Below are 10,502 nucleotides of genomic sequence, written 5' to 3'. Positions count from 1 at the left end.
TCTGTTTACATTCGATGAAATGTGTTTACATCTTGTCTTTTGCGCGAGCGGGTCAAGGTGATTCGAACGTTATTGAGCGACAACGTATGGGCACGAATCGAGTCTGTACTACCGGGCAAGGAAGGCGATCCGGTTCGAACGGCGGCCGACAATCGCTGGTTTGTCGAAGCCGTTCTCTGGATCGGCCGAACGGGCTGCCCGTGGCGCGATTTACCGAGCGAATTCGGCCGTTGGCATACGGTGTACATGCGCTTCTCGCGATGGCGTCGCAAAGGTGTGTGGGAACGCGTGGCGTATGCGGTGTCCGACGAGACGGAGATCAAACGCGTGCTGATCGACTCGACCATCGTGCGAGCCCACCAGCATTCGGCCGGTGCTCGAAAAAAAGCGGCCCGCAAGCGCTCGGGCGTTCGCGCGGTGGACTGACGACCAAGCTGCATCTGGCTGTCGATGAAGCCGGGTGACCTCTGCGAATGATCGCCACTGAAGGACAGGTTTCGGACATTTCCTGCGCGCACGAATTGGTCGAGCATCTGCGCATGGGCGCAGTGATTGCCGACAAGGGCTATGACTCGGATGCCTTCGTGAACACCATCGGAGGTATCCGGAATTCCGTGTGTGAGGCGGGTTAAAACTCAGATTCCGATGTTGAATCGCTCTGGGTAAAGCAGCGCGAACTGCGTCATGGCACTCTTCCAATCGTGCCGGGAGCCAGTCCACTTGGCAACGACGTTGCGCAGCGCCAGCCAGATCAGCTTGAGCGCGGCCTCATCCGACGGGAAGTGGCCGCGCGCCTTGATGATCTTGCGTAACTGCATGTGCAGCGACTCGATGGCGTTGGTCGTATATACAATTTTTCGGATATCCGGCGCGAAGGCGAAGAACGGGATGACCTGCTCCCAGGCTCGCCGCCAGAGCATCGCGATCGGCGGGTATTTTGTGCCCCATGCGCCAGCGTCGAACGCGTCCAGCGCCGCGGCGGCTGCCTCGGCTGTCGGTGCCCGATAGACCTCCTTAAGCGCCGCCGCGACCGATCTCCGATCTTTCCAGTTCGCGAAGTCGAGCGAATTCCGGATCAGATGCACGATACAGGTCTGAACCGTCGTTTCCGGGAACACGGAGTTGATCGCTTCGGGGAAGCCCTTCAGTCCGTCAACCACGGCGATCAGAATGTCCTGCACACCGCGTAGTTTCAGGTCGTTGACGACCCGCAGCCAGAACTTGGCGCCCTCGGTTTGCTCGATCCAGAGGCCGAGCACGTCACGTGTGCCGTCGCGGCGCACGCCCAGCGCCAGGTAGATCGCCTTGTTGCGGACCACGCCTTCGTCGCGAATCTTGACGCGCAAGGCGTCGAAGAACACCACCGGATACATGGGCTCGAGCGGCCGCTGCTGCCATTCACGAACCTCGTCGATCACGGCATCGGTCACCGTGCTGATGAAGTCCGGCGACACCTCGATGCCGTACATCTCCAGCAGGAAACCCTGAATCTCCCGCACGCTCATGCCGCGTGCGTACATCGCGATGATCTTGTCGTCGAAGCCGGTGAAGCGTCGCTCGCCCTTGGCGATCAGCACCGGATCGAACGTTCCTTCACGGTCACGCGGAATCTCGACGTCGAGCAGGTCGTCGTCGGTCGTGATGCGTTTGCGACTGGTGCCGTTGCGGTGGTTCGTGCTGTCCGCCGGCTTGGCTTGGCCTTTCTCGTAGCCGAGGTGGTGGGTCAGTTCGCCGCCCAGCGCACGCTCGAAAATCGCCTTCTTGAGCGCGGCCAGCTGTTCGTTGATCGTCGCCCGGTCCAGCGTTCCGGGCACCAGTTGCTTGATCAGCTCCGGGTCAAGGTTCAAGCCCTTGCCCGGTTCAATCGTCACTTCTTCCTTGCGTTTGCGTGGCATAAAAGTGGCTCCTTGGCCGCCAGTTTATGCCTCACACACAAAGTTTCGGATAGGCTCACACCATCCGCGCCGCGCGTGCGAAGGCAGTTATTCCGCCGCGCTCGAATCGAAAGACCAAGCGTCGCTATAGCCGTGTACTGTATCGAACTCGGAACATCGTCGAACGCTTTTTCAATCGCATCAAACATTTTCGTCGCGTCTCCACTCGTTACGACAAGCTCGCCGGCAACTATCTCGCCTTCGCGATGCTTGCCTGCGCCTTCGGACCGCAGGTGAGAATGTGAACAGAACCTAGGTATATCGAGTACCACCATCGCAATGGATCTATGGCACAAAGTTCATTGCCCCTAACAACGCTCGCACCCGATGTCAGCGTCCGGTATAACGGGGAGACCTTTTCTCCAGGAACGCAGTGATGCCCTCCTCAAAATCTTCGCCCTGAAGACATAAGATCTGATTTCGGTCCTCCATCGCGATCGCTGCCTCAAGACACGCCGCATCCACAGCATGACCGAGCGCCTCCTTCGTCAGACGAAGTCCAAGCGGGCTCGTACGCAGCATCTCGTCGATGAATCGCTTCGCTTCGTCGCGCATAGCCTCGCGTGTTCCCACGGCGCTGACCAACCCCAGCTGGTACGCGCGGCCGGCCTCCAGAAAACGGCCGGTCAACAGCAACTCCGCGGCCACGGAACTTCCCACCATGCGAGGAAGGAAGTAGCTAACGCCCATGTCACATCCACTGGCGCCAAGACGCACAAAGGCAGCGTTCATGCGCATGCTATCTGTGGCCAATCGTATATCGCACGATAGCGCTAGGGCCATGCCCGCGCCGCTAGCTGCTCCGTCAATTATCCCGATGATCGGTTGAGGGCACCGTCGCATCGCCAGCATCACATCGCGTAGGCGGCGTTGGAACATCAGCCCTTCTCCCACTGACATTCGCCTGGTCGTGCTTTGAGCGTCTTTCAGATCCAATCCTGCACAAAAAATCCGCCCTTCGCCTTCAAGCACTACGACCCGAATGTCCTCCCGGTCACGCAGGTTCGAGAAAAAATCTTGCAAGGCAGCGATCAGCGCAGCGTCCAAGGCATTCATGCGCTCCGGCCGATTCAGCAAGACCCGCGCTACCTGACCGTCGAATCGCACATTGAGATGGCTCTCATGCATGGCATCACCTCTTCGTCAGGCCGTGGGACATCTGATCTCTCAACGACTGCCATGCGACAAATGCCGTTAGCACCAGCAGCACAATGGCTAGAGCCGGACTCTCGTGAACACGAGTCGCCTGTGCACCAATAGCGCCGATCATCGTGCAGGCCAACCCCGCCGCCGCCAAACCTGCCAACCTAGGCACAAGAAGAGCAATAGCGGCCGTTATTTCGATCGTGCCGGTCAAAATTCGGAACCACTGACCCAGACCGATTAGCTCGAAGACATGCACCATTCGATCCTGTCCCATCAGCTTGGCGCCGCCAGCAGTGAGAAACAGGAGACAAAGCAGAACCTTCAGTACCCACATAACCTTAACTTTCATCGGAACACCCGTTTTTGAATTGGAAGGAGGAGGAATCAATTTAATGTCGATATCGGCATCCGAAGGTGCTGGGGATGCGGGTGACCAACGTCCTAGCAGCGCAGTCAGTGCCGGCAGCATAACGATGGCACCAATCATGTTCCATACGAACATAAAGGTCAGCAGCAGGCCCATGTCCGCTTGAAACTTGATGGCGGAGAAGCACCAAGTAGCGACACCCAGTGCGAGCATCACGCCGGTCAACATTACCGCCGCACCGGTGGTCTTTAAGGTTTCGAAATAGGCTTGCTGCAGCCCGAGGCCTCGCTTGCGGAAATGCTCCATGCGGTTGTATAGATAGATGCCGTAATCGACGCCGATACCCACGCCCAACGCCACCACCGGCAACGTCGCAACTTTGATCCCGAGCCCGAGCTGGGCCATGACGGCTTCAGCGAGTGCTGAAGTCACATAAAGGGGAAGCATCAGGCAAAGCGCCACGCGCCAAGAGCGAAACTCCCACCACACCAGCAAGCCGACAATGCTGTACACGAGCATCTTGACCAGTCTCTCGGATTGCTCGACGACCAAATTGGTTGCAGCCTCGATACCGGCATTCCCGGCGGCCAGCAAAAATGTGGCATCACGGCCATTGTTCCGAGCCGAGAAATCCTGCACCGCTAGAACCACCTGCGAGAGTGTTTCCGCCTTGTGATCCTTGAGGAACAACAAGACCGGAAGCATCGAACATTCGCTGTTATAAAGGTCCGTCGGAATCTTGCGATGTGCGGAGTTCGAGATGTACCTGTCCCGAGTAAGGGAAGCCCACTTCAGATTGCCACCGTTGTCGTCGGCTATGAGATCCTTCATCACGTCAAAGAACGAGAGGGCAGAGTCCACACCAGGGACGCCTTGCATAAACCACTCGAACCGATCCACTTTGTCGGCCACCTGAAAGGAGCCGCATTCACCGGGCTGCGTCTTCACTATCACGACAAACGTATCAGCGCTGACAGAGTAATGAGAGCCGATGTAGGCGACGTCCCGGTTGTATCGAGACTCCTGGCGCAGTTCCGGCGCTCCGGGATTCAGGTCGCCCACCTCCAATCCACGCGAGAACCACCACGCTCCGACCAACACAAGACCAGCCACGAGCACTGCCCTCCGCGCGTACCGGACGTTGGCAATGCTCGACACGATATGTGCCAGACGATGCGCTCCGGTAGCACGCCGGTAGGCAACGCTCAACCCCGCTGGAGAAACGTCGAGCCACGACATCAATATCGGCAACAGGAACATCTTCGTGACAATGATCACCGCAACGCCGATGCAAGCGCTAATCGCCAACTCACGAATCACCCCGATGTCGATAACCATGAGCGTCGAAAATCCAACGATATCGCAGAGGAGTGCCACACTGCCCGGCACGAACAGCAGGCGGAATGTCAGACGCGCCGCGACGACAGCGTCGCGCCCGCGAAGCCTTTCCGTTGCCATGGTGTTGATATTTTGCACAGCATGACTGACGCCAATGGCGAACGTCAGAAAGGGCACGAGCATGGAATACGGGTCCAATCCAAACCCCAATGCTCGTACAAGCCCCATTTGCCACACCACTGCTAGCGCGCAGCAAAATACGGCCGCAAACGTGCTTCGCCAACATCTGAAATAGGCCCAAAGTACCAAAATGGTCAGAACGAGCGTCGCCCCAAAGAACAAACCGATACTCCGTGCGCCATCAATCAAATCTCCGACCAATTTGGCAAAACCGGTGATGTGGATGCGAATGGTTGGAGTGCTATATTTGGCGCGGACCGACTGTTCGAGGCGCTGGGACAGAGCGTGGTAGTCGAGCTTCTTACCCGTGCTGGGATCGATGTCTAGCAACGGCACCAACACCATTGCCGACCGTTGGTCATTGGACACGAGACTGCCCACGATCCCCGCGCGCGCAACGTTCTGCCGTGCCTGCTCGACTTTCTCCGGCGAACCATCGAATCCGTCAGGAACGACTTTCCCGGAAGCGTAACCCTCTTCCGTTACCTCATACCAGACCACGTTGGGCGTCCACAGCGACTTGAGCTTGCCGCGGTCCACTCCTGGCATGTAGAAGACTTCGTCGGTTATCTTCTTCAGCGTGTCAAGGAATTGCGGGGCGTAGATATCGCCTTTTGTGGTCTCTACTGCAATACGTACAACGTTTCCTAGCGGCCGCAGTTCATTCTCATTTGCCAAATAATTCGCGATGAATGGATGGTTGGCCGGCACCATTTTCTGAACACTCGCATCGGCGCGCAGCTGAACCGCTTCCCAACCTAGCAGCACCGAGACCAGAAGAAACGCAAGCAGCGCTGCTCGACGCCACCGGAACAGTGCCGCTTCAAAAAGTTCGGAGATGCGACGGGATAGCCCGACTTTTCCAATCCGCGCTGTCTCTTTTGACGAATCACCCATGATTAAAGTCTTTGCTCACTGGTCACGGTGCGCACCGCGGTACCGCCGCGGCCTACCAGTAACCAAACATTAGCCTGTAGTGTTGGCGATAATGCCGTAAACGATTGGAGAACCAGCTTGGTATTGGTCTTGCGAATAGTACTTACCGATGTGCCCGCTTTATGAAATGCTGAAACAGCCGTATCGGCTAGCAAAAGCGTCCCGTTTTGGTCCATTAGCACCAAGCGACCATCGTTGCCAATTGCACCGTCGACGATGCTCACACGGGTCCCGGACGTCAGTTCTCGCCACGTAGTGCTGTTTGCATCAAGGCGAAAAATGTGCCCACCGAAACCGAAGGCGATCAACCCGGAGTCAACGGTCGAAAGAACACCATTCAGCTGTCCTCGGTACCCCGTATCCATGCGTTTCCAAGACGTACCGTTATCGCAGGAACGATAGACGCGGCCACCTTCGCCGGCGATGCCGACACAGCCCCCGCTCAGACCGTGTACGGCGTTGAGATGCAATCTGTCGTCATCGTCCAAGCGATCGGATAGCAGTTGCCATGTCACACCACCGTCCGATGTGCGCAATAGCACGCCGTAGGCACCCACCGCATAACCCTCGTTTGCGCTGCTGAACCACACCCCCAAGAGCGGTCTGGACGGCCCGAATCGTGCACCGGCCTGTGCGTCGTCTAGCGCGTCTTCCGCCTTGTTCAGCTCAGTTTTCGCTGCAGAATCGGTAACGGTCGATGCGTTGGCCACCTTCGCTCGCGCGGACTCCACGCGGACTCGAGCGGTTCGCAGTACCATCGCGTTTAGTTCTCGGCCATCGAACTGGCGCGCCCAATTTAGGCCACCATCGACACTGTGCAACACCACCCCGTCGTGGCCCACTGCCCAACCGTCATTGGCCGTTGGAAACGTGACGTCCGTTAGCATCTCCGATGAAGGAACCTTGGCTTGCCGCCATTGCTTACCGTCATCGTCCGACACCAAGACGATCCCGCGCTCGCCCACCACGATCAAGCGCGTTCCCGCACGCGCCGCGGACAACATAAGCGCTCGCGACGCCCGAACGGAGACTTCGGCTGGCCGATCCAGTCGATCGACTTGCTCCGCCATAGCGCCCTTCCAGAGCATCAACGACACTACGCATGCAGTCGACACGCGCAGTACACCTTTCGATGTCCAGATAGCGCTAATTCGCTCTTGCACCATCACCTCCAAGAACTTCATTCTGCTGCCCAAGTTGACCGGGCTTATCGTCCGACACAAGTTATGGGACTGGAGTGGCCGAACTGCAGCCACCCGGACCAAACGGTCAGTCACCCATGCGCCGCAGCGCGTCCGGCTTGAAGTCGCTCACTTTGAGAGGGACCTTGAACTTGGCCGGCCGCTCCTCGTTGCGAAGACCTTGAACGTTGTAACGTTGCGCTTGCAAGTCGTACTGAACCTCTCCGGCATTCCACATTCCCGGGACGTCATAGGCCTGCATGAGCATTAAATCCTTGACGCGCCAAAGCTGACCGCGCCCGTCGTACTGATCGCCGTGAGCGATCAACCAAGAATCCTCGTCAACGTAGAATTCTCGCTTGGCATACACGTGCCGCGCGCCAGGTTTGAGCGTGCCCTCGACCACCCACACCCTGTGCAGCTCGTAACGAATTAAATCGTCGTTGAGATGCTGGGGTCGGATGATGTCCTTATACTTGAGCTTCTTATCGCTCAGACGATAGTTGTTGTACGGAATAATCATCTCTCGCTTGCCGATCAGCTTCCAGTCGTAGCGGTCGAGCGCGCCGTTAAACATGGAGAAGTCGTCTACAGTACGCAGCCCATCAGATCCTGTACCCGGTTGATCGTAGCCGAACTCCGGCGCGCGAATGACGCGTCGCTGCCCTGCGTTGTATGTCCATGCCAAGCGCTTCTCACTGACCTGATCCATAGGATCGATCACCAGCGTCGCATCGCCCTCCATATTGGATGGCCCGGTCAGCACGGTTTTCTGGTATCCGAGGCGATTCTTCTCTGGCTGATCGAACCCGCCGGCTGCGGCCGTGTCGACGACGCGCGTCACCGGCGTAAAACTCCCATTGGTCTGAACCGAAAACTCGGCCGTGTAGTCCACGATCGTATCGGCAGTGCGGGCGAACAGGTGGTTCCAAAGAACTTCTTCGCCGTTGTGGGGCACTGGAAACGGGATTTGGGAATGCGTGATGTTGACAACCCCGTTGCCACCGCCAGACAACATCGCTTTCAAGCCCTCGGTTTTTGCCGTCTCAAAGACCTTTTCCGGGAATGCAGCCGTCCGATGCGTCGGATAAACATTCATCTTGAATGATGGGTACCGCTTCAGCATCTCCAGATGTCCTGGCGACAATACGTCTTTATATTGAACGGCATTCGCAGCGGTGATCGTATACAACGGCTTTTCGCCGGAAAATGGGTCAGCATATCCGGATTTCGGGTCGAAATTCGCGGGCGCTTTCGTCAGACCACCATCCCAAGCCGGGATGCTTACATCCCGATTAGCGGCGCGCTCGGCGCCTATGGGAGTCAAGTCCTTGCGCAATCGCGCGGCGTCTTCCGGCGTCATTGCCGCATGCGCAGCGCTGGACACCAAACACACGGCCGCCATTAGCACGGTCAGCCGATTTCGCACACACAGAAACTTCCGATTCATTTGTCCATCTCCTTACGCTTTACGCCTTACAAGCTGATACGCATCGATAGCGAGTAGTAGTCGCGGTCGTGAAAGATGTCGTACTTGGCATGGTGGTTATAGTGGGTGACGCTGAAGTCCAAGGAGTACCTGTTCAAATACTCCACTAGCAGACCTAAACTGAGCGTCTGGCGCCCCTGAAGAAAAGTGTTGTCAGCCGAGTAGCCCGAGACGTCCTGTGACCACACCAAGCGTGGCTTCAAGTTGACGCCGAAAACGTTAGGGTAGCTCAGTTGCGCGAGTATTCGATATCCCCAAGCATTGGCCGTGTCGTAGCCGTCATTCCCGCAATAGGCCGCTACAGTAGACGCCGGACAAGGTCCACCATTCCACGCAGCTGCCCCGAACAATGAGGATCGACCGTAGCGTACCGATGCGTTCGGGTTTCCGATGCCAAGCCAATGCTGAAAGCCAGCTTCGCCCGATAGCGTTAGACTCTCCGCTCCAGCTACTCGCGCGATCGATTGCGCAACACCGAGCTGCAACTGAGTCTTATCCTTCAGGTCGTATCCTTGGAAAATCCCCCCGACGGGCACGGCTGCGACCCGACTAGCAAGCGGGCCGATCGGATTCGTGAAGTCCGAGACATTGATTTGGACTGGATATCCATTGGTATAGCTGAACTCCGAGAACACAGAGGCGCCGCCTAACGTGGTAGCAGCACTCAGCCCCAGCACCTTGATGTTCTGTGCGCTGTAATCAAAGAAGTACTGAGTTGCGGGCACTCCAGGTACTCTGCCATTGAATATGGAGTTTGATGCGCTAGCCGCCCGGATCGTGCTGAAGATGGGCGTCCGCTGATTATAGTTTACGAAATACGCGCCGAAGTCGGTACCGATCGCAGCAGCGTAGTAGTGTGCGGCCAAGCCAAATTGCCCACTGTTCTTGGGCGTCCGGTCCGGGGCCTGGCTGAGCTGGTAATTCAAACCACCGGCAACGCTCGGAACCCCTTTGTAGAGTTGCAAATCGGAAAATGAGGGAACGACATTCACCACCATGCCGTGCGAGCAGTTCAAATTGTCCGCGGCACTCCAGTACGTGCCGCAGCCGTCAAGCACATCTGGCTTCCACTGGAACTGGTAAAAGGCCTCCAAGCTGACTCCGCCACCGAGACCCAGGTTGGCCGATATCTGAGGTACCGGCAGCACGTACTCTTTGACTTCCGCGCCAGGCCGACGTGCCGTTGCTGCGTCCACTATGTTGTATTGGTTGATACCGGAGCCAATGAATAGGCCCTCCCCCCACGTCACGACATGGTTACCTACCTTAATCTTCAGTTCGCTATCGTCGGTCGGCTGAAATTTCCCAAACGCGTAGGCATCGAGGATCTTTGCCCCCGAGAACTGCGAAAGCCCCTGAAAGCTTTGGTCGTTTAATGGGCTGTTAGGGGTATACCCGTTGGCGAAGCTGCCATGACTGACGTTTCCGTCCTTTTGCGTAACGTCATACCAGGCTTTTCCCCTCAGAAATACGCCATAGTTGCCGTGGCGCAGCTCGAGTTCCCCAAGCGCAGTGCCAATCGTCGAAAAAGGCGTACCTTTGCCGTAGTTCAGGTTGCCGTCATCGAATCCATTGCTGCTAGCGGTCCCGCCGTTGCCGCGCCCGATCAACGCCGGGTCGGGTTTGGATGCGCGCCAACTCGTTCCAAGCGTGAGGCTCAAACCCCATCGACCGTCTATCCCAGCGTCAGTCGAAAAGTCTCCAGCGTAAGCCGGCCGAACGCTGAGCCCGCCCAACAGAAGCAACAACAATGCCGATTTCTCCGAAAGTCGTGCGCGTTGAGGCCCGTCCCGTGAATCTCCGTCCATCGCAGTTGTCTCCTTGGATTTTGTGGTCCCGCAGCAATTGAGCCGCTTTCTTTTATGTGGCTCATATTGCCCCCCCCTCTTTTGGCGCTCTTGCGTCAACTGGTCGCCCCCCACTGGTACCTA

The 10,502-nt window shown here is 57.3% G+C and carries 6 protein-coding genes and 2 pseudogenes; 2 read left to right on the top strand and 6 right to left on the bottom strand.

Annotated features, from left to right (window positions below; all coding sequences use genetic code 11):
• Positions 1 to 57: 57 nt before the first annotated feature.
• Positions 58 to 596 (top strand): annotated as a pseudogene (locus U5771_RS34070) (IS5 family transposase); the annotation flags it as partial.
• Positions 597 to 635: 39 nt separating this feature from the next.
• On the opposite strand, the gene U5771_RS34065 reads toward U5771_RS34070, so the two are convergent.
• Complete coding sequence (locus U5771_RS34065) at positions 636 to 1,895, bottom strand: IS256 family transposase (protein WP_322028011.1); 1,260 nt, start codon at positions 1,893 to 1,895, stop codon at positions 636 to 638.
• A 62-nt stretch (positions 1,896 to 1,957) separates the two neighbouring features.
• Between U5771_RS34065 and U5771_RS34060 the strand changes: the two are divergent.
• A pseudogene (locus tag U5771_RS34060) lies at positions 1,958 to 2,179 on the top strand (transposase); the annotation flags it as partial.
• Between the two features lie 85 nt (positions 2,180 to 2,264).
• On the opposite strand, the gene U5771_RS34055 reads toward U5771_RS34060, so the two are convergent.
• The 5 genes from U5771_RS34055 to U5771_RS34035 all read right to left on the bottom strand — a co-directional run bounded on the left by U5771_RS34055 (position 2,265) and on the right by U5771_RS34035 (position 10,379).
• Positions 2,265 to 3,062: an enoyl-CoA hydratase/isomerase family protein gene (locus U5771_RS34055; RefSeq protein WP_322028010.1), complete on the bottom strand. Its 798-nt coding sequence runs from the start codon at positions 3,060 to 3,062 to the stop codon at positions 2,265 to 2,267.
• Between the two features lie 4 nt (positions 3,063 to 3,066).
• Positions 3,067 to 5,862, bottom strand: coding sequence for an MMPL family transporter (locus U5771_RS34050; RefSeq protein ID WP_322028009.1), 2,796 nt, complete (start codon positions 5,860 to 5,862; stop codon positions 3,067 to 3,069).
• A 2-nt stretch (positions 5,863 to 5,864) separates the two neighbouring features.
• The gene (locus U5771_RS34045; protein ID WP_322028008.1) at positions 5,865 to 7,085 is read right to left on the bottom strand and encodes a WD40/YVTN/BNR-like repeat-containing protein; all 1,221 of its coding nucleotides are present in this window, start codon (positions 7,083 to 7,085) and stop codon (positions 5,865 to 5,867) included.
• Between the two features lie 85 nt (positions 7,086 to 7,170).
• Entirely contained in the window at positions 7,171 to 8,532 is a 1,362-nt protein-coding gene (locus U5771_RS34040; RefSeq protein ID WP_322028007.1) for a DUF1329 domain-containing protein, read from the bottom strand.
• A gap of 26 nt (positions 8,533 to 8,558) precedes the next feature.
• Positions 8,559 to 10,379, bottom strand: coding sequence for a DUF1302 domain-containing protein (locus U5771_RS34035; protein ID WP_322028006.1), 1,821 nt, complete (start codon positions 10,377 to 10,379; stop codon positions 8,559 to 8,561).
• Between the last annotated feature and the right edge of the window lie 123 nt (positions 10,380 to 10,502).

Origin of the sequence: Burkholderia sp. BCC1977, from assembly GCF_905339595.1 — a bacterium.
Classification (GTDB): Bacteria; Pseudomonadota; Gammaproteobacteria; order Burkholderiales; family Burkholderiaceae; genus Burkholderia.
Note: the sequence above shows the minus strand (reverse complement) of the source record. Positions and strands in the feature narration are given on the sequence as shown.

What these genes read in the sequence shown, in the direction of transcription:
- U5771_RS34065 (WP_322028011.1), bottom strand. Translation starts at nt 1,895, where the DNA reads ATGCCACGCAAACGCAAGGAAGAAGTGACGATTGAACCGGGCAAGGGC.
- U5771_RS34055 (WP_322028010.1), bottom strand. Translation starts at nt 3,062, where the DNA reads ATGCATGAGAGCCATCTCAATGTGCGATTCGACGGTCAGGTAGCGCGG.
- U5771_RS34050 (WP_322028009.1), bottom strand. Translation starts at nt 5,862, where the DNA reads ATGGGTGATTCGTCAAAAGAGACAGCGCGGATTGGAAAAGTCGGGCTA.
- U5771_RS34045 (WP_322028008.1), bottom strand. Translation starts at nt 7,085, where the DNA reads ATGAAGTTCTTGGAGGTGATGGTGCAAGAGCGAATTAGCGCTATCTGG.
- U5771_RS34040 (WP_322028007.1), bottom strand. Translation starts at nt 8,532, where the DNA reads ATGAATCGGAAGTTTCTGTGTGTGCGAAATCGGCTGACCGTGCTAATG.
- U5771_RS34035 (WP_322028006.1), bottom strand. Translation starts at nt 10,379, where the DNA reads ATGGACGGAGATTCACGGGACGGGCCTCAACGCGCACGACTTTCGGAG.